The organism is Gluconobacter sp. OJB (assembly GCF_039638275.1).
GTDB classification, from domain to species: domain Bacteria; phylum Pseudomonadota; class Alphaproteobacteria; order Acetobacterales; family Acetobacteraceae; genus Gluconobacter; species Gluconobacter cerevisiae.
This window is the reverse complement of sequence record NZ_JBDIWH010000001.1, coordinates 1,309,975-1,333,607: the sequence shown is the minus strand read 5'-3', so window position 1 is coordinate 1,333,607 and position 23,633 is coordinate 1,309,975. Positions and strand designations below refer to the sequence as shown.

The following is a 23,633-nucleotide window of genomic DNA, read 5'->3' as shown; positions in this document are numbered from 1 at the left end:
GGGTCCAGTCCTCAGATTTGCTGGATGTCGGACATGCTGAACCCTGGATCGCCCGCGCTGTGGCCGATGCGGATTTTCGTGCCGGAAAGGAACGTCACAGGCGGGACGGGCAGATTATATGGCGCGGGTGCGCGTTCTGCGACACGACCTGCAGCATCGAAATTTGAGCCGTGACAGGGGCAGAAATATCCTCCCGCCGCTTCGGGCGCGGAACCGGGTTTCTCGAAAGACGGGACGCAGCCCAGATGGGTGCAGATCCCGACCAGAACCCCATAATCGGGACGCACCGAACGGTGCCAGTTCTTGGCGTCTTTCGGCTGCTGAAGCATTTTTGAGTCCGCGTCGCGCAGGGTGGCGATGTGTGCGGGGGTCTGGAGTGCGGCCAGCATCTGGGGTGTGCGGCGCTGGATGAAAATGGGCCAGTCCTGCCATTGCACGGTCATGTCCTGTCCGGGGGCGAGAGAGGACAGATCGACCTCGATCGTCTTGTCGGACAAAGTCGTGGCCGCCGGGTTTTTCAGGCTGTTGAGAAAGGGAACGGCAAGGGCGCAGGCCCCTGCGCAGCCCAGCGTTACGGTTGCGGTCGTCAGCAGATCGCGCCGTTTCGTGCCGCCCTTGGGAGGGGGCGTCTCACTCTGGGTCATGCGGAACCTCTGCCGACTGTGCCGGAGTTCCGGCAGGAAAGATGACGGCAGGATAGGCGGATTTGCTGTTTCGAGAAAGGCATGGCCCGTCATGGGGAGGTAGTAGCTTTCAGTCGTAGCGGGGGGTAGTGTGTTTCAGACTGCTACGGCAACGCATATTCCGGAGGGCTTCGGGCCATGACGATGAGACATGGGTTCAGGATCATGCTGGCGGGGCTTCTCGGCATGGGACCGTTTGTGACATTTGCGGCGATGGCGGCGGATGGTGCGGCGTTATACGCGGGGAAGTGTGCGATGTGTCATGGCCCTGCGGGTGCAGGGCGACCGGGCACTTTTCCAGCACTTGCGGGGCGGGTTGGCGCAATCGCGTCCTCACCCGAAGGTAAAGCGTATCTTGCAGCGGTTCTGGTGAACGGGCTGCATGGCCCGATCCTTGTGGAAGGGCAGTCCTACAAGGGATTCATGCCGTCGTTTAAGACGCTGTCCGATGACGATATTGCTGTCGTGTTGAGTTATGCCGCGACGCTGGGGGGCGGATCGTCGTCCGGGATTTCCGCTCAGGAGGTCGCATCCGTCCGATCGGTTTCGATGGATGCAGCGGCAGTGCAGGCTAAAAGAACGGCGCTTCAGGCGAGTCACGTTATTCCCTGATGGAAAATGGACATCTTTTGATATCAAATAAACGCAATTGCGTGTTGTAACGAAGCGTCCATCTCTGACTAGCTGCGTTATCTCAAGAGATGATGTCGACCGATAAAATGGTCAGGAAGGGAAACATTCATGTCGCAGACCGTAGTGACACATACTTTACCGCTAAAGCCTGTTCATGTTCCCGTCCGGGACCGTACGCTGATCCGTGCTCCGGGACGGCCTATTAATCTCAGCCTGAAAGACAATATCCTCGCGGCAATTGCTCAGGTTCTGGCGGAGGAAGGTTATCAGGGCCTCACCATCAGCCGCGTAGCGAAGGCCGCAGGCGTTTCAACCGCTACGGTCTATCGGCGCTGGCCAACGAAACAGGCGATGTTCTTTGATGCGATCCGTCTGTGGCGCGATGATCTGACGCCGCAAATTGATACGGGAAGTTTTGCCGGAGACGTGGACGAACTGATTGCAGCACGTATCCGCTTCCTTGCCACGCCTGTTGGCCGGACGTACGGAACTCTGCTGGGTGAGGCCGTACATGATCCGGAATTCGGTCAGGTTCTGTGGGAAGTCAGTGTGGTGCCGGCGCGCGCGCAGATGGCGCTGTTTCTTGAGCGCGCAAGCCAGCGTGGCGAGAAAGTTTTCTGCCAGCATGCCGATACGGTTCTGGACATGCTTCTCAGCACGATCCATTTCCGCGCCATGAACATGCTGGGGCGTGAACCCATGGACGCGCAGAGCAATCTGCGGGAAATCCAGTCGCTCGCCCGGTGCCTGATTTCCTGCTGAAGGGGCAGGCGCCTTTCAGAAACCGTATGAGATCCGGCCGCCGATAAAGCGCGGCGGCCCGGGGATATAGAAATAGGTCGTCGTCGCCATGCCGCCGCTTTCGAAAAAGCTGCGGTTGAGCAGATTGGACGCGTAGATGGTGGCTTCCCACTTTCCGGATGAGGGGCGCAGGGTCGCATGGGCGCCGAGCAGGAAATAGGGCGGCAGGCGATAGAAGCCCGTGCCACCGACCGCGATGGCCTGACTGCCGCGATAGGACCAGTCCGGCCCGACATCGAGCCCGAGCGCCGATGTCAGAGGCTGTCGCCATTCCGCCTGGCCGTTCAGGGTTAGCTTGGGTTGGCCGTTATCCACGCCTGAAAAGTTGCTGTTCACGGCCCGCCAGACGCCCGTTTTGGCGTAGGCTGCATTTGTGGCAGCGCGGTTGACGTTCAGGAAGTCCTGATAATTGCCACGCTGCCAGCCAATGTTCTGCGTTACGAAAACATGGCGTATGGGGTGGAATTCGACCGTGCCTTCAAAGCCCCAGCTTTCAGATTTCGGGACGTTCGTGATTTCGCTGAGCGGGCCGTAATTCGGGATCAGGACCGTGCCGACAACCTGCTGGCCGTGGAAGTCGTTATAGAACGCTGCACCATTCAGACGCAGGACATTGGGGATCGGATCGCTTTTGAAGCCGAATTCGTAGGTCAGAACCGTCTCGGGACCGAACGGGTCAAGCTGGGCCTGGATCTGGGTGTTGTTGGCGCTGAACCCCCCGGGTTTGAAGCCCTTGCTCATCTTGTAATAGACGAGCGTGGTTTTTGTCGCCTGCCATGAGACGCCGACTTGCCCCGCAAACTGTGCCGCGGCCGTGCTTTCGCCGTGGAAAGCCGTTGTTTTGCCGCCGAAGATTTCAGATGTCAGGCCCGGCAGGCTGCGGTCGTCGATTTCGTGCAGCAAGCCCGCAAACAGCGTGACATTATGAGGCAGCCGGTAGCTGACATGGCCGAATTCGGACGTGCTTTCCTGATTCATGGAAAAGGACGTCGCCATCATGTAACCGCGCGCCGCATAGTCGGTATAATCGAAGAAGAAACGCTGTTTCATCCGGCTGCGCTGATAGAACGCTCCCACGACCCATTGCAGGCGGCTGTCAGGATTGCTGGAGCCCAGACGCAGTTCCTGCGTGAAAGCATTGGCGCTGATGGTGCGGTATGTGTCGGCTTCGGCTCGTGATGTGCCGTCCTGATCTGTGTATTCGCCCTGTCGTCCGGTTTCGAAGGCGGTGACGGATGTGAGTTTCGCCAATCCGAAATCATGGTCCATATGCAAATCCCAGCCCCAGAACTGGTTGTGTTCGCTGGGTTTAAGGCCGGGTGAGCGTCCGACCAGTTCTGCAAATTGAGGACGCATGGACCACTCGGCTTCACGTTGACCAAGATGGGGCAGCCCGGTTTTACCGATCAGGCGATGGACGGCCTGACTTGTCACGACCTGGCTGTTGTCCTGTACGAAATGTCCAGACAGCAGGATCGTGGTGCGGTTGTCGTCCGAATGCCAGCGCAGTTTGCCGCGCAGGGCGTAGGAGTCCGCATCGCCCAGATGCGCGCCATTCTGCGGATCGGTCTGCCAGCCGCCACCCTGTCGGATCTGTCCGGCCAGACGGAAGTCGAGCCCTTTGGCGATTGGGCCTGAAATATAGGCCTCGCTCCGGCTGCGCGCATAGGACGCGATGTCCTGACTGGCGCCGTAATGCCATGTGCTGGTCGGGTCGGCGGTGCGGAAGCGGATTTCACCACCGGTATCAGACTGGCCATGTGTGGTCCCGACCGGACCTGGAGCGACTGTGACGTCCGCGAGATCGAACATCAGCCCGCTCGACAGAGTCGAGAACGCGAACGGAACGTCATCGAAATAGGTCATGACGGTGGGAATGTTGTTCTGGGTGAAGTCGTTGAAGCCGACGCCGCGCAGATAGAAATTGGTGGAGGCCGTGCCATTGATCGACTGGATCGTCAGGTTGGGTGCCACACGCTCCAGACCGCGCAGGGTGACGACGCCGCGCTGGATCAGGCGTTCTGCACTCAGGCGGGTGTCGGCATCGGGGAGGTGCTGTGCTGCGACGAAGGCGAAATCCGTGCGTTGTGCGGTGACGGCGATCGTTTCGGTACCGTGAGCCTGAACGGACTGTAGGGCCGCTTTAAGCGGTGCTGGTTGGGCAACTGCCGGATGGGCGCTCGTGTGATGGGGCGCTCCGGTTTTTCCGTGCAGCGGCTTCGCTTTCTCTGTGGGGGCTGCGAGAGCGAGGGACGGACCGAGGAGGCTGGCGCTCAGGAGAAGAGCCTTGCGAAGCGTCATGGAAAGGTCGGAGCTCCTGAAAAGGACAGCGTCAGTCGTGGGGCAGCCTGCCTGAGAGCGCAAGCAAACCCGGCAATTCACGGTGCTTATATTGTACTTGTGCAACAGCGCCAACGCGCAACGCCATGTGGTGGGTCAGCGGGACAGATTTCGCTTGAATCGTTATGATATAACATAATAAGAGGGCCGCTCCGACAATCCTTCGTCTCTGCCTGCATCCCTGTCCGGAGGTTTCATGCCGTCTTTCGTGTCTGCCCGTTCATTTCTGTTGCTGCTGGGCTGCACCACCGCCCTTGCCGATTCCGCGTTTGCCCAGTCGGTAACGCCGTCTGCAACGTCTTCCCAGACAACTGCGGCCCCCGCCGATGCCCAGACGGACGATGAGGCTTCCGCCGCCCGTTCCAGCTTCGGCCATGCCGACGACCAGCATGGAACGACCACGACGGAAATCAGTCGTGCAGGCTCGGATGACGTGACCGTCAATGCCCATCTCGAACGCGCCCGCGCTGCACTTCAGCCGTCAACAGGCGCCACGGTCTATAATTTCTCGCGTCAGGCGATTGAGACCAATCCGGGCGGCGACAATGCGCCACTGAACGCCCTGCTGCTTCAGGCGCCGGGCGTGGCGCAGGACAGCTATGGACAGATCCATATCCGCGGCGATCATAATGAAGTGCAGTTCCGTCTTGATGGCGTAGCGCTTCCGGAAGGGATGAGCGTGTTCGGACAGACGCTCATGACGCGCTTTGCACACTCCATGTCACTGACGACCGGTGCGCTTCCCAGCGAGTACGGGTTTCTTCAGGCTGGCGTGATCGATATCACCACCAAGAACGGCTATTCGGATGCTGGCGGTGACGTTTCGATTTACGGCGGCGCGCGCGATTACTTCTTTCCGTCCGTGCAGTTTGGCGGTCATCACGGGAAGTGGGACTGGTTTGCGACGGGTGATTTCGTGCATAACCGTGTCGGTATCGAAAACACGACGCCGAGCTTTAACGCTTTGCACGATCTGACGAACCAGTATCATTTCCTCGGTCACGGTCGTTACACGGTTGATGAAAACACCCGGATCAGCTTCACGGCCGGTGTGTCCAATGCGGAATATCAGCTTCCCAACAATCCGGGATTGCAGCGCCAGTTTGCCAACCCGTCTTTTGCCGGCAGCGACCTGTCCCAGAAGCTTTACGGGAATGGCGACAGCTCAAGCCTGACCGAGCATCAGAAGGAAATCACGGATTTCGGCATCCTGTCCCTGCAAAAGGATATGGGCAAGCTCAGCTTCCAGACCTCCGCCGTGATGCGTTACAGCTCCCTGCGCTATTCGCCTGATCCGCTGGGCGATCTGGTTTATAATGGAATTGCACAGCGTGCGGCCCGTTCTGTCTTCTCGACGGGAACGCAGTCCGATGCCACATGGCAGGCCGCGAAGGACCACACTGTCCGCTTCGGTTATCAGATCTATGTGGAACGTAACGTTTCAAAATCGGATTCAACCGTTTATCCCCAGAGTGGCGAAGACACCGATGGAGGCGCAATTTATTCCGACAATCCGCTCACCATTCATGATGGCACGGGTCGCACCGGGTGGATGTATGGGCTCTATGCACAGGATGAATGGCGTCCGCTCAAGAATCTGACAGTTAATTACGGTCTGCGTTTTGATGGCGTGGACGAATACACGCATGCCAAGCAGGTCAGCCCACGCCTGAACATCGTTTACAAGCCTTGGCACGGTGGCACGTTCCATGCAGGATACTCCCGTTACTTCACGCCGCCGCCGTTCGAGCTGGTGGGTGGTACATCGCTCAACAAGTTCGCTAATACATCTGCAGCTCCAGGAACGTTTCTGAACAGCAACGTTAAAGCCGAGCGCGACCATTATTTTGATGCGGGTTTCTCACAGACAATTCTGCCGGGCTGGCATGCTTCTTTTGATGCCTATGTGAAGCTCGCCAAGAACATGATTGACGAAGGGCAGTTCGGCTCCCCGGTGATCCTGTCGGCATTCAATTATCGTCGCGGGCAGGTTCATGGTTATGAATTTGCGACGGACTATACCCGCGGCGCATTCAGCGTTTATGGCAACTTCTCCTGGTCCCGCGCGATCGGCAAGGACATCACGACCGCCCAGTGGAACTTCAGCCCGGACGATCTGGCCTATACCAGTAAGCGCTGGATCCATCTGGATCACGATCAGCGCTGGACCGCTTCGGCAGGGGGAAGCTATTCCTTCTTCCACAGAACCGGTCATCCGCTGCGCCTGTCTGCAACAATGGTTTATGGCAGCGGTCTGCGAGCTGATGGCGCGACGCCCAACGGCGCTTCGGTTCCGCAGTACGCGACATTCAACCTGTCGCTGGTCCAGTCCTTCAAGGATCTGTTCCACGTTCCTTTCCTCAAACGGACCCAGCTTCGTCTGGATGTGACCAATCTGTTTGACCGGACCTATCTGCTGCGTGATGGCAGTGGCATCGGGGTGGGCGCACCGCAATATGGTCTGCGTCGCACGATCCTGACCGGCATTGACCAGCGTTTCTGAATAACAGGACCTGACGGGCTAGAGGTCCGTCAGACTTTCCCGGTACAAGGCCTTTAAAGAAGCGCCTTGTAGCGGATTTTTTCCAGCGCGGCCGGGATGTCCATGACCGGCACCGCTTCGCACAGAAAATCTCCCTGCACGAAATCACATTCCATCTCCAGCAGCGCACGAACCTGCGAGGCGCTTCTGATGCCTTCGGCGACAACCTTGCGGCCAAGGCTGTGGACGATGTCGATCACGCCCCTGATAATTGCCGCATCAGTACCGTGACGTTCCAGTCCGGACACAAACGCACGGTTGATCTTGACGTAATCGAACGTGATGGTTTTGAGGTGGGTCAGGGACGCAAATCCCGTGCCGAAATCGTCCAGTGAAATCTGGACTCCCTTGCGATGCAAGGTATCGAGTTCGCGTTCTACCTGCTGATGGTGCGGCCGGGAGAAGATGTTTTCGGTAATTTCGAGCGCCAGAGAATTGAGCGGAACATTCATGCCGTCCGCGAGGCTGTCGAGTTTTCGGAAAAAGTCGGTGTTCTCGAAATCGCAGGATGTGATGTTGATGGCGATGCGTTCAAAACGGACGTTCTGTTCACGCAGTCTGCTCATATCTTCCATGACCCTGTGCGTCACGAAAGTATTCAGGGTCATGGTCAGACTGTGATCTTCAAAAACCTCCGGGAAATACTGCGGAGAAAGCACTTTGTGCTGTGGATGGTCCCAGTGGAGGAGAGCTTCGAATGAAATACGTCCGGGGACGCTCAGGGAAAAAATGGGTTGATAGAACACCGTGATGCTCTGGTCGCGTAATCCGGTCTGGACACGACGACGCAGACGCGCCGCGAGGTCCAGCTTTTCTTCCATGGCGGGATGATATTCCCGGACACGGTTCCGACCGCCGGTTTTGGCCGCATAAAGGGCCAGATCGGCGCATTTCAAAAGGGTTTTTTCCCGCGCACCGGAGAGAGGGACGCAAACATAACCGATACTGACTGTACAGGCATGCGTCACGGTTCTGTTGCGAAGGCTGAACCGCATCTGCTTCAGGATGTCCAGAAGAACCGTTTCAAACAGGCTTGGGGTTTCACCTGTCATGAGAACCGCAAATTCGTCTCCTCCAATGCGGGCGATAAAGCAGTTGTCGTTTTCGAATGCCTGAAGTTTCTCGGCAACCTTACGAAGCAGACGATCGCCGGAATCATGCCCTGAAGTATCATTGATTGTCTTGAAGGTGTCCACGTCGAGCAGGGCCAGGCAGATATGGCTTGCGGTGCTCGCGCGGAGGGTTTTGCGTAGAATATGTGAGAAATGCAGCCGGTTTGAAATCTTGGTCAGAAAGTCGGTATTGACGACTTTCTGTAATTTTTTACGACTTGATTTCAGATGATTTTCTGCTTGTTTTCGATCTGTTATGTCAAAGCGAATGGCTACGTAGCTCGTGACTTTCCCATTGTCTGAAACGTGGGGCACAATTGTGGTATCGACCCAGTAAAGACTACCATCCTGGCGACGGTTACAGATTTCGCCGTGCCAGACATTGCCTGAGGCAATTGTGCGATACATCTGGCGGAAGAATTTCTTGTCATGCTGCTTCGACCGCAGCATGCGGTGGTCGTTTCCGATCAGCTCTTCACGAGTGTAGCCGCTGATTTCCTCGAAGCGGCTGTTAACGGAAAGAATGCGACCACGTGTATCGGTAATGGCAACAATGGCGGAGCAGTCCAGAGCGTGAAGGACAAAGTCATCCCGGGCTCCTTGAGGCCAATTTTGGACAGAATTCAGACTTTTCCTGAAATCATCCTTTTGCTTTTCCATCACCTGGATTGACTCTCTCGATAGGAGAACTGATTAGTATCCTACAATAATTAAACGTTCGTTAAAAGGCTGTCCGGGTCTTTTGTATCAATCTTCTCCGAACATGTTTGGGGATGTTTTTGGAGATAATGTCAGTTTTTATTTAACCTATTCTGGAGAGAATGTTTTTCATCATTTCTGTGAGGGAATCTGATCTTTCATAGTGCCTCTGACACATGATTGAGAACCCGCTTTTCTATTTTTATATGTGTCCGGAGAGGTGCTTGTTTTGGTTAAAAAACACCTCTGTCGGAGTGTATCTTCTCATGAAAATTTTCTGTGGGTTCAGAGTTCTGCCCATTGTCGCAGAAGGTTGTGATAGGTCGATGTCAGGCCCAGAACGGCGGGGTGGCTGTCCGGTAGAGCTTTGCGGGTTTCGATAATGGAGCAGTCGAAGTCGTAGAGAAGTCTGCGCTTTGTGTCATCACGCACCATGGACTGGGACCAGAAGAAGGAGGCCCAGCGGCTGCCGTGGGTGATGCGGTTGACGCTGTGCAGGCTGGTCGAGGGGTAAAGCACCATGTCGCCGGCTGGAAGTTTCACGCTCTGGGTGCCGTAGGTATCCTGAATGACGAGTTCTCCGCCTTCATATTCCTCTGGGTCTGTGAGAAACAACGTGGAAGAGACGTCGGTGCGGATGCGCATTCCGGTCCCCGGAATGGGGCGGATGGCGTTGTCCACATGGGCGTCGAAATGCATGCCGGTATCGTAGCGGTTGAAGAGCGGCGGATAGACGCGCAACGGCAGGGCTGCGCTGTTAAACGTCGGGTTTCGGCCCAGAGCGCGCAGGATAATTTCTCCGAGTTCCCGGCATTCTGCAGAATCCTGCGGGATCTGGAGGTTCAACTTGGCTCTTGCGGACTGTTCTCCGGCAGTGATGCGGCCATCCGTCCATTCGGCCGCTTCCAGCCTGCCGCGGAAATGACTGACCTGTTCGGGAGAAAGGACGTTCGGAATATGGATCAGCATGGGTATTGGGCCTTATGGAATTAAGGACAGTTATTAAATGAGAATGACTCTTAGTCGTTGAGACATAAGGCTCTTTAAGAAAGGGAGCAATTGGCAGAGGAGCCGCGGGGCGCATCCGGGACGGGAGAAAAGAGTCGCATTTCCGTCCGTTGACACGCTTCGCCGGTCGAGGGATGAGACGGGAATGGCATTTCATTCCCTTTGCGTTGCGCGGTGTGCAGGAGGGTCGCGCTGGCTGCTGGCCAGCGTGGCACTTGTGGCTGTAATCTGCGTTTCGGGCGCAGAAAATGGCCGTGCCGAAGGGAGTATGACGGCACCGCTTTCAATGCATGATGCGATTGCCGCAGCCTGGAAAAACGACCCCATCCGGATTGAACTTGAGACCAATCAGGAGTCCGCGGACGCGCGGGCGAAGGCGGCGCAATCCTGGTTTGCGGGCGGCCCGACGCTGAACGGCCAATACTATGATGACCGTATCAGTGGGGACAATCACGGGTACATCACCTGGCAGGGAGGTGTTTCGGTGCCGCTCTGGCTGCCCGGTCAGGGCACGGCGACCGAGAATGTTGCGAAGGCCGAAGCCAAAACCGCGACCGTTCGCCTGGATGTGGAGCGCATGTCTGTTGCAGTGCGGGTTGTGGATGCAACTGGGGCCGCGATCATGGCGATGCGTCGGCAGACGGCCGCACTGGCCACGGTGTCCGCATTGCATCGGATCGAAGCGGATGTGCAACGGGCCGGGCATGCGGGCGAGACGGCGATGTCGGACCAGCAGGCCGTAGAGGCCCAGCTCGCTCAGGCCCGAACCGAAGCCGACATGGCCGCCGAGGAAATCGAAACCACCGCGAGCCAGTTGCGAACCCTGACGGGTTTGCCGGGGGTGCCGGATATCACGCAGGCGGATGACCACTGGCTGGCGCTGAACCGAGCCAATGACGGGCGCTGGGTCGAGGATATTGATCCCCGCGTACGGGCGACGCATCAGGCCGTGATTGCCGCGCAGAACCAGATGAAGCTGGTCCGCAGGAGCTTCATGCCCAACCCCGAAGTGGGTGTCGATGCGATTGATCAGGGGCAGTATGGCAGTCCGTGGGACACGCAGGTGGGTGTTAATCTGCGGGTGCCGCTGCCGAGTGCAGTGACGAATACGCCGCAGGAATCCGCCGCCCGGGACCGCATGGCTGCTGCGACACGACAGGAGGTCGAGGCGCGCCGGGCTGTACGCAACGAAATGGCGCAGGTCCGGGCGCGGCTGGTGGCAGCGACCGGCGCGCGCTCCAATGCCCGCATTGAAGCCAGTTCCATGTTGCATCGGGCGGACGGGATGGAGCGGTCTTGGCGGGTGGGCGAGACGCCGCTTATTGAAGCACTGCGGGCCCGGACAGATGCGTATCGCGCGCTTCTGGATCTGAATCGTGCGGAGATTGCCTGGCATGCGGCCGTCATCCGGATGGGCATTGCGACAGGGACCATTCCATGAGCCGCTTTTCACGTTTTCTGATCGTCGGGGTGGCTGCATGTGCTTTGCATTGTGCGCATGCGGCTGAAACGCCGGGTTGGATGCAGCCTCTGACACTTGGAGCGCAGGCGCGGGATGCGGAGCATCTGCGGACCGCGGCCGTCCGACAGGGCACGCTGCATGACACGGTGTCGGCTCTGGCTCAGGTGAGCGCAGATCTGTCACGGACGGTCGTGATCCGTTCGAGCGGAGACGGCAAGGTCACGGCGGTCCGGGTGACACCGGGGCAGACCGTGGAGCCAGGGCAGGCACTCATTGATTACACCGATCATTCGCTGCATGTGCTGCATCTTCAGATGGAGCAGGATCAGGCAGCTCTGGCCTCGGCAAAGGCAACGCTCGGAGAGGCCGAATTGGCCTACCGCCGGGGGCAGGCGCTTGTGGGCAGTACGGTGTCGGTCGGGGAAGTACGGCGTCGTCAGGCGGCGCTGCAGCAGGCCCGCAGCACGGTCGTGGCGCGGGAAGCGGATATCGGGCTGATCGAACACCGGCTGACGGAAGAATTCACTTCCGTGACGGAAAAGATCGTGCAGGACGAGGCTTCTACGCTCATTTCGCCGGTGCGGGGTGTGGTCCAGTCCATCCAGACCTCCGTAGCGTCGGATGTGACGCCGGGACAGGCCGTGGCGACGGTTGTGGATCTGTCGGGCGTCTGGATCGTTGCGGATTTGCGGCCCGATGAGGTGTCCCGGCTGGGATTAGGGAGTGTCGTGACGGTCCGGCCTTCAGGCAATGCGCGGGCCGAGCCGTTCCGTGCGAAGATCACGACGATTGATGGCGTTGCAGACCCGGCGACGGGGCTGGTCAAGGTCGTCTGTGTCGTGGATCGGCCTGTGGCGTTCCTGAGACCGGGCGTCATGCTGGATGCGGCCCTTGAAACCAGCGAGGCTGTCGAGGGCATGATCGTCCCGGCCGAGGCAGTGCAGACGATCGAAGGACATGACCTTGTCTATGTCCAGACATCGGAAGGCCGGTATGCGCCGCGTGAGGTCCGGGTCCGGCTCGCTACCGATGAGAGCGCCGTCGTACAGGGTAATCTGAAGGTGGGAGACGCTGTGGTGACGGAAGGCAGTTTCGCCCTGAAATCCATGTCGCTCGTCAGCGGGCTGGATACGGACTGAGCGGGTTTCATGCTGCGTTTCTTTCAGTCCAATCGTTTTGTCCTGCTGGGCCTGCTCGTCGCGCTGATGATCGGCGGGATCATGACCGTGCCGGGTCTGCCGGTCGAGCCGGTGCCGGATATTTCGCCTAAACAGGTCATGGTCTCCGTCACTGCGCCGGGGTTGGCGACGGAAGAAGTCGAAAAGCTCATCACCTTTCCCGTCGAGGCCAGCCTGACCGGAATCCCGGGCGTGACGGATCTGCGGTCCGTGTCGCGGACGGGGGTGTCAGCGGTCTATCTCCAGTTCGATGATGCGACGGATATTGATCTGGACCGGACGCGGGTTTCGGAGCGTTTGCAGGCGGCACGGGACAGCATCACGCTACCGGGTGTGAGTGTGTCGATGGGACCACTTGCGACGGGCATGGGCGAGATCATGCAGCTCCAGATCCGGGGTGATGGCCTGTCGCTGATGGAGTTGAACCGGCTCATGACCTGGACGGTTGTGCCGCAGCTCCGGCTGGTGCCGGGCGTGGTGGATGTCAACGTCAATGGTGGATCGGTCGAGACATATCAGGTCTCCGTCGATCCGGCGCGGATGCGGGCGTTTGGGGTTTCGATCGGCGATATCGTTCAGGCCGTGGACACGAACAACGCCTCGTCGGGTGGTGGCTGGATTGCGCATCATGCCGAGCAGAATGTTGTGGTCGGGCGCGCATTGGTGGGCAGTCTCGCGGATTTTGGCGCCATCCCCGTGAAGCTTGGCGCGAATGGTCATGTGATCCGGCTGCGGGACATGGGTGTTGTGTCCGCAGGACCGCGCACACGGCTCGGGGCAGTAACGCGGGACGGGAAGGGCGAGGCGGTCATTGGCGTTGTGATGATGCGGACCGGCGCGAGTTCGAATGCGACGCTGGATGCGATCCGGCGTGCCCTGCCGACCATCCGCCAGTCCCTGCCGCCGGGTGTCACACTGGAGCCTTTCTACAGCCGGGCGGATCTGACGGGTCAGACCATCCATACGGTCAAGGAAAACCTGCTGATTGGCGCTGCTCTGGTGCTGTTCGTGCTGGTGGTCGTTCTGGGTGACTGGCGGGCGGCGCTGGTGATCGTGTCCGTCATTCCGGCGTCGCTGGTTGCGGCGATGGCGGGGATGCGGTTGTTTGGCGTGTCGGCCAATCTGCTGAGTCTGGGTGCGATCGATTTCGGGATGATCGTGGACAGTTCGCTGGTCGTGGTGGAACACATCATGGTCGAGCGCGGCGAGAACCGGGAGGGGAAACCTTTTGCCGCGCTGACAGCGGACGCGGCGCGCGCTGTGATACGGCCGGTCAGCTTTGCGATTTTCGTTATCATCATGGTCTATCTGCCGGTGCTCACGCTTCAGGGCATCGAGGGCAAGATGTTTCGGCCGATGGCCCAGACGGTCATTATGGCCCTGCTGGCGTCGTTGATTTACTGCTTCGTCTGTGTGCCGGTTCTTGCGGCAATGCTGATGCGCAAGGTTCAGGCGGATCGGGAAACCGCGTTCGTCCGGACCGTGCGCCGGTATTACGAGCCCGCTTTGCGCTGGACCGAGCACCATAGTGGGCGGCTACTGATTGTGACGGGTGTCGCATTTATCACGGCGGTGCTGATCGGTGGGCGGCTGGGGGGCGAGTTCGTACCGCAGCTTGAAGAGGGCTCGCTGGTCGTGACCTCGACGCGCCTCCCCGGAGCCTCGCTGGAGACGGTGCTGGCCAGCGTGACGGCGGAAGAAAAGATCCTGCGCTCTTTCCCCGAAGTCCGGACGGTTGTGAGCAGTACGGGGACGGCGGCAATCCCTACCGATCCGATGGGAACGAACGAGACCGATACGTTCGTTTTCCTGAGACCCCACGACGAGTGGAAAACGGCATCCACCCAGACGGAACTGGTCACGAAAATCAATGACGCCCTGCAGAAAACGCTGCCAGATGCAGCTTATTCGTGGTCGCAGCCGATTCAGATGCGAATGGACGATCTGCTCGCCGGGGTGCGGACACAGCTTGCGATTTCGATCTACGGCGATGACCTGGCGGAGTTGAACCGGATTGCCGGACAGGTTGTCACGACGCTGCAAACCGTGCAGGGCGCGGCGGATGTGGCGTTGCAGGGAAGCGGGACGGTGCCGTTCCTGCATATCGATGTGAACCGCGATGCGGCAGCCCGGCTCGGGGTCGCGGTGCCGGACATTCTGGCGGTGGTCGAGGCCGTGGGCGGGCATGTCGGCAAGCCCGTGACGGTACAGGGGGCGATCATTCCCACACAGGTGCGTCTGCGGGCGGATGCGGTCAGTTCGCCGGACAAAATCGGGCATCTGCAGGTGCGCCGGGCGGATGGAAAGGGCTGGGTTCTGCTGTCACAGGTCGCGGACATTGTGCTGTCGGATGGTGTGCCGCGCATCGACCGGGACAACATCCATCGCCGGGTGATCGTTCAGGCCAATATCCGCGGGCGGGACGTCAGCTCGTTCGTTGCGGCCGCGCGGAAAGCGGTGGCGCAGAATGTGAAACTGCCGCAGGGCTACCGGATGGTCTGGGCCGGGCAGTTCCGCAACCTGCAATCAGCGTTGCACCGTCTGTTCATTGTCGTGCCGATTGCGCTGACGCTGATTTTCCTGCTGCTGGTGGCGGCTCTGGGATCTTTCGGTGCGGCGTCGCTTGTGTTTGCCAATCTGCCGATGGCGGCGACGGGCGGCATTTTCATGCTGGCCCTGCGTGGGTTGCCGTTCAGCATTGCGGCGGGGATCGGGTTCATCGCCCTGTTTGGCGTGGCGATCCTGAACGGTGTGGTGCTGGTCAGCCAGATCCGCGTGTTCCGGGAAGAGGGACTGGCAGCAGCGGATGCCGCGTTTCAGGCTGCCCGGAGCCGGTTGCGGCCCGTTCTGGCGACGGCATCCGTAGCCAGTCTGGGCTTTTTTCCGATGGCGTTTTCAGGCGGATCAGGCGCGGAAGTGGAGCGGCCTCTGGCGTCTGTCGTGATCGGAGGGCTGATTTCCTCCACGCTGCTGACGCTGTTTGTCCTGCCGACGCTTTATGCCCGCTTCTTTGGCCGCGACGACCGCGGTGCACCGGAACAGAGCTAAGTCTGTCCGGTGCGAAGAGCTCTTACTGGAAGGGCAGGTAGCGGAAGTCGAAGAAAATCTGGCTCATGCTGGTATGCGGATCGCCACCGATGCCGGACCAGATCTGACGCCGGGCATAAGCAAGCTGCGTACCTGCTTCGACAGTGCCGAACTTGCCTTTGAAAAAGCGCCACCAGCCGCCGATCGTGACTTCGGACACGCCGCGCGTGTTGGCGGTGCAGGACAGGGCAGACAGTTCCTGAAGGCAGCCTGCATTGGAATAAGTCGGATTGCCGTAGCCGTAGGCTCCGCCATTTTCGTTGAAATAGGAATGGCCGACGCGCTGTGTGCCGAAATAGCCGTACACATCAATCCGCGGATTGGGATGCGCGATAATGCCTGCCTGCGCCTGAATACCAAAGAGTGGATCGGGGCTGCCACTGGCCTTGATTGTAGCGTCGGGCAACAGCACGGACCCGTAGCGGTTGATGCCCCAGCCCGCGAGACCGGCCATGCGCAGCTCGACCTTGCCAGGAATCAGCGGCAGGATCATGGAGCCACCCGCGCCCCCGCCCACAGCGGTGTTGTTATGTCCGGTATGGCCCATAGTCACGCGGTCATGCGGGAAGTGCAGGATACCTTCCATTTCGTAATGGCCCCAGATGGGGTCGTAGGCGACTTTGCCGATGACATCGGGTGCGATTTCGTTGGAGAACATCGACGTGTCGTTCGTCAGGCCAACGCCGTTCTCGCCGATCGTGACGGTCGAGCCATTGGGCATGGAGACAGCGCCATTGCTCGCAGAAAAGCCGGTCGTATCATACAGCGTGGCCGGATTTTCGATGGAAAGGCCTGTCCACAGGCGATGGTGGAAGAAATCCTTCACGATGCGGACCTGCCATTGCCGCGACCATGTCTGGCCTGCGAGCATGGAAGCCTCGATCGTTTCCGGAAGACTTTCCTGCCGCGCGACGATACCCGCACGGCCCGGCGTCAGCAGGCTCCAGGCCTGACCGCCGAGGAAATGCCAACCTTCCTTGTTATCGTCATAGGCGAGATAGGCCTGACGCAGACGGAAGGAATAGCTGTTGCTTTCGTAGGGATCGGTCGTGACCGCACCTGCGCCGAAATCGGATTCAAAGAAACCGGAAATCGTCGATTCCGAATCAATATTCCCACGCGCCAGAAGGGACAGGCGGCTATAGCGTGCGCCGCCCGTGAAATTGTTGGTGTGATAGCGCGGCTCGTTCGGATACGGCATATCCTGCCAGTAATTGAATGTGTCCGAGGCGATATGGCGGTTTTCAAGCACGGCGGCAGTATCAACGAATCCACCCAGCATGAGTGTTACGGGACCGAGATGGAAGACACCATGATCGCCAATCGCACCCGCAGACTGCGCGCCAACAGTTTCACGCGGATGAGGGCCGACGCCGTTCTCTGCGAAATGAACCAGAACGTCTTCGGCGCGATGGCCCACGACGGCAAGTTCCGAGCCTTTGCCGGTGTCTATCAGGTCGCGTCCGCTTGGTGAGAGGGACACCCTGTCGCGTCGTGTGTGAGCACCATGTATTGACGCCGAACCGGACGTAGCCGTCATGTCATGCCCGGAGCCGGCGATTTCTGTGGGCTCGACCGTTTTGATGCCGTGACGGCGCATAGAAGCAGTGGCGATATGGCCGGAATGGCTTTCCTGCGAAGCGATCTGTTCGGCATGGGGAGAGTCTGCGCGGGCTGTTGATGGGCCAGAAGCGTGATGTCGGGCGATTTCTGCTTTCAGAATGGCCATGTCGTGATTGATGGCACGCTGCTCTTCCTGAACATGAGCCTGAGCAGCCTGAAGACGGCTCATTTCCTGTTCCATCCTTGAAACAATATCGTCGTCGGCCCGGGCCTGCGTGCTAAGTGAAAGAGCGCCCAGAGCTGTTCCAAGAAACAGGGATGCACGTCCCGAATAACGCAGGGACCGCAGCATACGGAAGGTGAGCAGAATCAAGTAATCCCCCATGTCAAAAGATGTCACGAACATGTGCATGAACTCGGGCTTGATAGCTTTTAAAAATATTTTCAGAAGAATGTCAGAAGCCCGAAAGCCGCAGAGATGCGCGGGAAAATGACAATATTGTGGTATGCCTCATGAGCATTATAACGGAATCGTGAAGTCTTTTTTAAGAATAAAGATGCTGTTTAGGGGGTAATGGAAAAGAAAATTACAGTAAATTTTGATAAAATTATTTGATGTTTGTTTTATTAATTTTACTAAATATTGTTAATATACTGTATTTGTAAATTCGTTCTTAATTCATGTTAAAATTTTTCTTGAATGATTCTTTCTCTGGGGAATTTTCTCCCATAATAGTAAAGTATTACCCTTCAGCATCTTCACCATGTTTTCTGGGGCGGCCATGCTACGAAGACTGGATGTGGGCGAGTGTCCGCTCTTATGGAAAATGGAATGCGATGATGAAAGTTGCTCTGGGACAGTTTGCTGTGGCGCCGGACTGGGAAACCAACCAGCGGCAATGTCTGGATCTGATCGCACAGGCGAAGGCGGGTGGGGCTGAACTGCTGGTTCTGCCCGAAGGTATTCTGGCACAGGACATCAACAATCCGGAGCTTCTGCCACAGACGGCACAGCCGCTGGACGGCCCGTTCATGGAAGGACTGCGCGCCGCCAGCCAAGGCATTGCCGTGGCGGGATGTGTGAATGTGCCGGACGGGCACGGACGGTTCTACAATACGCAGTTTGTTTTGCGCGACGGGGCTTTCATCGCGCAGTATCGCAAGCTGCATCTCTACGATGCGTTCAGCATGAAGGAATCCCAGCGGACATCACCGGGGCAGGAACTGCCACCCGTCGTGCAGATCGGGGACATGAAGGTCGGTCTGATGACCTGCTATGATGTGCGCTTCCCGGAGTTGGCACGTCATCTCGCTCTGGCCGGGGCCGAGGCTATACTGTTGCCCGCGGCCTGGGTCAGAGGTCCGATGAAGGAACGACATTGGGAAATCATGGCCGTGGCGCGGGCTCTGGAGAACACCTGTTATGTTGTGGCGGTTGGGGAGTGCGGTGCGCGCAACTGCGGTGCCAGCATGGTGGTCGATCCCCTGGGTGTGATTACACTCGCGCTGGGTGAAGCGCCCGCTCTGGGTTTCGCTACGCTGGATCGCGAGCGGATTGCGCATGCGCGGCGCGTACTTCCGGTTCTGGAAAACCGCCGCTTTGCAGCACCAATCCTGATTGACCGCTAAGGTATCTTTTCCGCTTTCTATCGGAGGGAAACCTCCGACAACAGTCGTGGAGGAAGTCTAAAAAATTTCACATCTGACGGCCCATCTTTTGCCACATGGACGGCCCAGCGTTCTGTAGGGTGCCGACTCCCGTTATCGCCCCGTTTCGCGAGGATGCCATGCGATCAGTCAGCGCAATCAACAGGTTTGGGTGGGGCCAGCGGGATGGCTCTAGTTCTGGTCTATCCGTTCAGGACTGGCTTATGGTTCAGTTGACCGGGCCGGACAGGGCCGTGTTTGCGGATGTGGGGTCGTGTGCGGACGGGTTGGTGGCGCTGCGGGAACAGCGGAAGGCCAAGATGCAGGGCGATCCGCTGGTCAAGCCGATCTTTCAGGCTGAAGTCGCAACACAGATGGACAATCTGCTGCTGACGGAGCAGCCGTTCCGGGAGCGGCTCGTCTGGTTCTGGTTCAATCATTTCACGGTCAGTCTGCGGCAGGGCAGTACGCGCGCCGTTGTAGGCGCCTATATGCGCGAGGCGATCCGCCCGCATGTGACGGGGCGCTTTTCGGACATGCTGCTGGCGGTCATGCGGCATCCGGCGATGCTGATGTATCTGGACAATGCGTCCTCCATCGGGCCGGACAGCGCGGCGGGGCGCAGGAGCCATCGCGGGCTGAACGAAAACCTGGCCCGCGAATGTCTGGAGTTGCATACCGTCTCGCCTGCGTCCGGATACAGTCAGGCGGATGTGACGTCCTTTGCCGCGATCCTGACGGGATGGGGCGTGGATCTGAAAGCCGACGAACCGGGTTTTGTGTTCCGCGAAAAGGCCCATGAGCCGGGTGTGAAAACGCTCATGGGACAGGCTTTCCCCGAAGGCGAGGACGGCGGCGTGCAGGCGTTGCAGTTTCTGGGCACGCATCCGGCGACCTACCGGCATATCGCCACGCAGATGGTTCGGCATTTCGTTTCGGATACGCCAGATCCTGCGTCCGTGCGGCATGTCGAGGGTGTTTTGCAGGCCAGTGGCGGGGATCTGCGGGCGGCGTCTCTGGCGCTGGGAGCATTGCCGGAACCGGCTTTGGGTGGGGGCAAGTTCCGCTCCCCCATGGATTATGCCACGGCGGTTCTGAGGGCGTTGTCCGTGGGGGGCGCGCCCAGCCAGCCGGGTGATCCGCATTCTCCGGCGCATCAGCTTGTTTCGGGTTTTGCGTCGCTCGGGCAGCCGCTCTGGACCGCGCCGCTGCCCAATGGCTGGAGCGACGATGCGGCGGACTGGTCCGCGCCTGCGGACATGCTGGCGCGGACGGACTGGGCCTGGCGTGTGGCGGCGCATGTCCGGACCGGCGATCCGATGGATATTGCCGATATTGCCCTTGGTCCGGCCCTGCGACCGCAGACCCGCACGGCCATGCATCATGCCGGGTCGCGTCAGGATGCGCTGGCCCTGCTGTTTTCCTCCCCTGAATTCCAGAGGCGCTGAGCCATGATGATATCCCGTCGTACCGCTCTGCTGGGTCTGACGTCTGCCTGGACGCTCGGGCGGTCTTCTCTTGCTTTTGCGGGCTCTTCCGGTGGGCCGGATGATCCGCGGTTTGTGGTGATCCTGCTACGGGGCGCGCTCGACGGCCTGTCAGCCGTGACGCCGTATGGAGATCCGGATCTGGCGTCGTATCGCCGGGCGCTGGTTCTGCCCGAGCCGGGGCAGGAGGGCGGGCTGCTCGATCTGGGTGGGTTTTACGGGCTGCATCCGTCTCTCGTGACGCTGCATGGGCTTTATGGTCAGGGGCAGATGCTGCCGATCCATGCCGTTGCGGGGCATTACCGCAGCCGGTCGCATTTCGAGGCGCAGGATTATCTGGAGAGCGGGGCGGATGAGCGTCTGGGGAGCGGATGGCTGAACCGGGCTGTTTCCGTGCTTCAGGGCAAGGCGAACCGGCCGGATGGATATGGGCTGGCGATGGGGCTGACGGTACCGCTTCTGCTGCGCGGTTCGGCGCGGGTTGGAAGTTATGCGCCTGCGGGAAGCCAACATCCAGATGCCGATCTGTATGGTCAGATTCTGGCGCTGAATGCGTCCGACCCGGTGACGGGGCCGGCGTTACGGAATGCTCTGAAAGCGCGGGGATTTTCGGATGCCGCCATGACGCAAGGGGGCATGACGGCTGCGCCGGGTGTGGATGCTGCGGGCAAGCCGCGGAAAATCGATGCGTTTACGCAGCTTTCCACAGCAGCGGGGGAGATGCTGGCGACGGCGCATGGTCCGCGTGTGGCGGCGCTGGAAATCGGGGGGTGGGACACCCATGCCGGGCAGCTCGGGCGGCTGGGCGGGCCGCTGGCGCAGCTTGACCGGGGTATCGGGGTGCTGCGTCAGGGGCTGGGCGAGAGCTGGAGCCGCACCGTGGTTCTGGCTTTGACGGAATTCGGGCGGACCGTGCGGATCAATGGCACGGGGGGGACGGATCACGGGACGGGGACGGTCGCATTTCTGGCAGGCGGTGCGGTTGCAGGCGGGAAGGTTGGGGGGACCTGGCCCGGTCTGCGATCCGGGCAGTTGTTCGAGAACCGGGACCTTGCGCCGACGACCGATCTGCGGTCGGTCGTGGCGGGGGTGCTGTGCGATCATCTGCATCTGCCGCAGCATGCGGTGGGGACGGTCTTTCCGGGCACGGCTGTGGAACCTGCACGGGGGCTGGTTGTTCCGGTGTGAGGCCGGGTTCTTACATCCGTTCAGAACTCCGAAACGACTGAGAAAAACGTGCCGCGCCGCTGGCCGTACTGGGCCTGATAGATGCCGACGCCGCTGCCGTTGCGGAGCTGGTAGCGTTTGTCGAACAGGTTCATGACGTCCGCGCGGATCTTGAGGTCATGTCCGAACGGAACCTTTGTGAAGGTGTGCTGGTAGCCGATGTTGAAGACGTCGTATTGCGGTTGCTTTTCCAGATTGGCGAAGCCGCTGCGCAGGCCGTAGCCATAGACGAAATCGACATAGGCCATGTCGTGTTTCGTGGTCCAGGATGCGCCTGCGGTGGCGGTGAATTCGCCCTGATGGTCGAGCTGGATTGCGTGGTTGCGGATATAGGCGAGTTCGACCAGATCGAACTGGTACTCTGCCGAATTGATGTCGCGGGCCGAGGTTTTGACGTAGGAAAAGTTGCCGTACATCGACCAAGGGCCGTGGCGCCAGGAGCTGCCGAATTCCGCGCCATAGACGCGGCCGCGTTTGTAGCTGAAGGGGGCGAGGATGACGGCGCGGCCGAACTGTCCGAGATCGGTAAGGTCATGCGCCCATTTGGCGTAGGCGTCGAGCGTGATCTGGAATTCAGGTGTGATGCGCTGGAGGATGCCGCCATCGACGTAATTCGATTTCTCGACTTTGGTGGCGTTGTTGATCGTGTTCGCAGCCGCGTTGGTGGTGCCCGCAAAGCGCGCGAGTGTGGACGGATAGACATATTGCGGGGAAGGCGGGGCGAAATAGCGCGAATAGCCGAGATGCAGCGTTGTGGTGCGGGTGGGTTTCCAGACCATGTTCGCGCGCGGGCTTAATTGTCCTTCATTGTCGAAGGAAGAGGCGAAACGGTCGTAACGGATGCCATAATTGAAGGTCAGGGTGCGGGTAATTTTGTACTCGTCCTGAATATAGGCACCCGCTTCGACGGACCAGTTTCCGGTATTGTCGATCATGCGTTTCGCAATGTCGGATGTCTGGTTTCCGGCGGCGTCCACGGGGAAGGCCAGCGTATTGGTATCCAGACGTTCGGACGTGTACTGCCCCAGCAGACCGGCCCGCAGGGTGTGATGGGGGGCGATCTCGTAAGACAGGTCGGCCTGCATACCGCCGGTCGTGAAGTCGTTGACTTCGTGTTCCGAGACGCCCTGATAGATCAGGTCCCGGTCCAGGTCCGGTGTGTAGTCGATCCGGCCATAGCGGAAATAGGGTGAGACCTGAAGGTTCAGTTTTTCGGTCGTGCGCTGATAGGACAGCACGGCGTAATAGTTCTGTTCGGTCTGGCTGTCGTTCAGGTTGGCCCAGTTCATGGACGGGTCATGCGGATTGACGCCCGCGACGTTGTACAGGGTCGTGTAGTCCGGGCTGGTTGTGTCGAATGTCTTGAACGAGTTGGGGATTTGGAAATCCGCGTAGGAGGCGCTCGTCAGCAGCGTGATCCGGCTCGCATCGTCAAGATGGTAGGACAGATACGCGAAGGCTTTTTCCTGTTCGGTCACGTCATGGATGGCGCGGAACGTGTCGCTCGGGTTTTCGATGCCGATATTGTTGCGGGTGAAGGAGAGAGTGGTGAAATAGTCCAGTTTTCCATGCTGGCCGCCAAACTGCACGGACGGGACGAACGTGTTGTAGCTGCCGCCATACAGCGAGACTTGATTGTGCTTGAGGCTATCACCAGTCTTGGTCGTGACGTCCACCACGCCTGCGGTGCGGAAGCCGAACTGGGCGGGCAGCGTGCCCGTCAGCAGGTCCACGGACTGGATGATGCGGGTGTCGAGTTCCTGTCCGAAGCCGTTCAGCCCTTCTGGCAGCAGCACGCCGTTGACGCGATAGGTCAGGCCGCCATGCTCGCCGCGAACATGGACCTCGCCATAGCTGTCGAGAACAACGCCAGGGACGCGGAGGAGGATCTGGCTGAAGGCCGCGTTCTGGCCGCCGGGTGTGGTTGCGATCTGGCGCTGGTCGATAGTGTAGTCCACGGCGCCGAGGCCGGGGAAAATGCGGGCGCGTTCGCTGTTGAGATGCCCGACGACGCTGATGTGTTCGGAAGGGGCGGTTTTCTTGGCGGGATCGGCTTTTTTGACGGTCCGGGATTTGTGTTTGGAGGGGGTGTCGTTGGCGAAACCTGTGCCGATGAGGGTCAGGCTGACGGCCATCAAACCGCAGGTCCGGAAGCATTTCCGGC

Annotated in this window: 15 protein-coding genes; 9 read left to right on the top strand and 6 right to left on the bottom strand. The window is 59.4% G+C overall.

The genetic code is table 11. The features are described 5' to 3' along the window. Positions 1 to 11: 11 nt before the first annotated feature. Positions 12 to 644: a ubiquinol-cytochrome c reductase iron-sulfur subunit gene (petA, locus tag ABDK74_RS06195; protein WP_346003137.1), complete on the bottom strand. Its 633-nt coding sequence runs from the start codon at positions 642 to 644 to the stop codon at positions 12 to 14. 177 nt (positions 645 to 821) lie between these two features. Here petA and ABDK74_RS06190 point away from each other — a divergent pair, with 177 nt between their 5' ends. Together ABDK74_RS06190 and ABDK74_RS06185 are read left to right on the top strand one after the other, a co-directional pair. Then, the gene (locus ABDK74_RS06190; protein WP_346003136.1) at positions 822 to 1,295 is read left to right on the top strand and encodes a cytochrome c; all 474 of its coding nucleotides are present in this window, start codon (positions 822 to 824) and stop codon (positions 1,293 to 1,295) included. A gap of 129 nt (positions 1,296 to 1,424) precedes the next feature. Continuing rightward, positions 1,425 to 2,078, top strand: coding sequence for a TetR/AcrR family transcriptional regulator (locus ABDK74_RS06185; RefSeq protein ID WP_346003135.1), 654 nt, complete (start codon positions 1,425 to 1,427; stop codon positions 2,076 to 2,078). Positions 2,079 to 2,093: 15 nt separating this feature from the next. On the opposite strand, the gene ABDK74_RS06180 is transcribed toward ABDK74_RS06185, so the two are convergent. Next, positions 2,094 to 4,418 (bottom strand): TonB-dependent receptor, encoded by a 2,325-nt coding sequence (locus ABDK74_RS06180; RefSeq protein WP_346003134.1) that lies wholly within the window; start codon positions 4,416 to 4,418, stop codon positions 2,094 to 2,096. A gap of 235 nt (positions 4,419 to 4,653) precedes the next feature. Here ABDK74_RS06180 and ABDK74_RS06175 point away from each other — a divergent pair, with 235 nt between their 5' ends. Next, on the top strand, positions 4,654 to 6,960 hold the full coding sequence (locus tag ABDK74_RS06175; RefSeq protein ID WP_346003133.1) for a TonB-dependent receptor domain-containing protein: 2,307 nt from the start codon (positions 4,654 to 4,656) through the stop codon (positions 6,958 to 6,960). Positions 6,961 to 7,013: 53 nt separating this feature from the next. Here the strand turns inward: ABDK74_RS06175 and ABDK74_RS06170 are convergent, their stop codons facing one another. Together ABDK74_RS06170 and ABDK74_RS06165 are read right to left on the bottom strand one after the other, a co-directional pair. Continuing rightward, on the bottom strand, positions 7,014 to 8,771 hold the full coding sequence (locus ABDK74_RS06170; RefSeq protein ID WP_346003132.1) for an EAL domain-containing protein: 1,758 nt from the start codon (positions 8,769 to 8,771) through the stop codon (positions 7,014 to 7,016). A 324-nt stretch (positions 8,772 to 9,095) separates the two neighbouring features. Next, entirely contained in the window at positions 9,096 to 9,779 is a 684-nt protein-coding gene (locus ABDK74_RS06165; RefSeq protein WP_346003131.1) for a Fe2+-dependent dioxygenase, read from the bottom strand. Between the two features lie 184 nt (positions 9,780 to 9,963). Between ABDK74_RS06165 and ABDK74_RS06160 the strand changes: the two genes are divergently transcribed. Genes ABDK74_RS06160 through ABDK74_RS06150 form a run of 3 tightly spaced genes read left to right on the top strand, consistent with a single transcriptional unit; the run spans position 9,964 to position 15,506 of the window. Beyond that, complete coding sequence (locus ABDK74_RS06160; protein WP_346003130.1) at positions 9,964 to 11,259, top strand: TolC family protein; 1,296 nt, start codon at positions 9,964 to 9,966, stop codon at positions 11,257 to 11,259. Continuing rightward, positions 11,256 to 12,419: an efflux RND transporter periplasmic adaptor subunit gene (locus tag ABDK74_RS06155; RefSeq protein ID WP_346003129.1), complete on the top strand. Its 1,164-nt coding sequence runs from the start codon at positions 11,256 to 11,258 to the stop codon at positions 12,417 to 12,419. Before ABDK74_RS06160 ends, ABDK74_RS06155 begins: the two co-directional genes overlap by 4 nt. A 9-nt stretch (positions 12,420 to 12,428) precedes the next feature. Next, entirely contained in the window at positions 12,429 to 15,506 is a 3,078-nt protein-coding gene (locus tag ABDK74_RS06150) for a CusA/CzcA family heavy metal efflux RND transporter (protein ID WP_346003128.1), read from the top strand. Between the two features lie 22 nt (positions 15,507 to 15,528). On the opposite strand, the gene ABDK74_RS06145 is transcribed toward ABDK74_RS06150, so the two are convergent. Next, positions 15,529 to 17,460 carry a hypothetical protein gene (locus ABDK74_RS06145; RefSeq protein WP_346004175.1) on the bottom strand — a complete coding sequence of 644 codons (1,932 nt, stop codon included), beginning with the start codon at positions 17,458 to 17,460 and terminating at the stop codon, positions 15,529 to 15,531. A 485-nt stretch (positions 17,461 to 17,945) separates the two neighbouring features. Between ABDK74_RS06145 and ABDK74_RS06140 the strand changes: the two genes are divergently transcribed. From ABDK74_RS06140 to ABDK74_RS06130, 3 genes are all read left to right on the top strand, one after another. Continuing rightward, positions 17,946 to 18,737, top strand: coding sequence for a deaminated glutathione amidase (locus ABDK74_RS06140; protein WP_346003127.1), 792 nt, complete (start codon positions 17,946 to 17,948; stop codon positions 18,735 to 18,737). A 158-nt stretch (positions 18,738 to 18,895) separates the two neighbouring features. Next, on the top strand, positions 18,896 to 20,203 hold the full coding sequence (locus ABDK74_RS06135) for a DUF1800 domain-containing protein (RefSeq protein WP_346003126.1): 1,308 nt from the start codon (positions 18,896 to 18,898) through the stop codon (positions 20,201 to 20,203). A gap of 3 nt (positions 20,204 to 20,206) precedes the next feature. Further along, positions 20,207 to 21,430 (top strand): DUF1501 domain-containing protein, encoded by a 1,224-nt coding sequence (locus tag ABDK74_RS06130; protein WP_346003125.1) that lies wholly within the window; start codon positions 20,207 to 20,209, stop codon positions 21,428 to 21,430. Positions 21,431 to 21,450: 20 nt separating this feature from the next. Here ABDK74_RS06130 and ABDK74_RS06125 read toward each other — a convergent pair whose 3' ends face one another. Next, positions 21,451 to 23,604 (bottom strand): TonB-dependent receptor domain-containing protein, encoded by a 2,154-nt coding sequence (locus ABDK74_RS06125; RefSeq protein WP_346003124.1) that lies wholly within the window; start codon positions 23,602 to 23,604, stop codon positions 21,451 to 21,453. Positions 23,605 to 23,633: the final 29 nt, after the last annotated feature.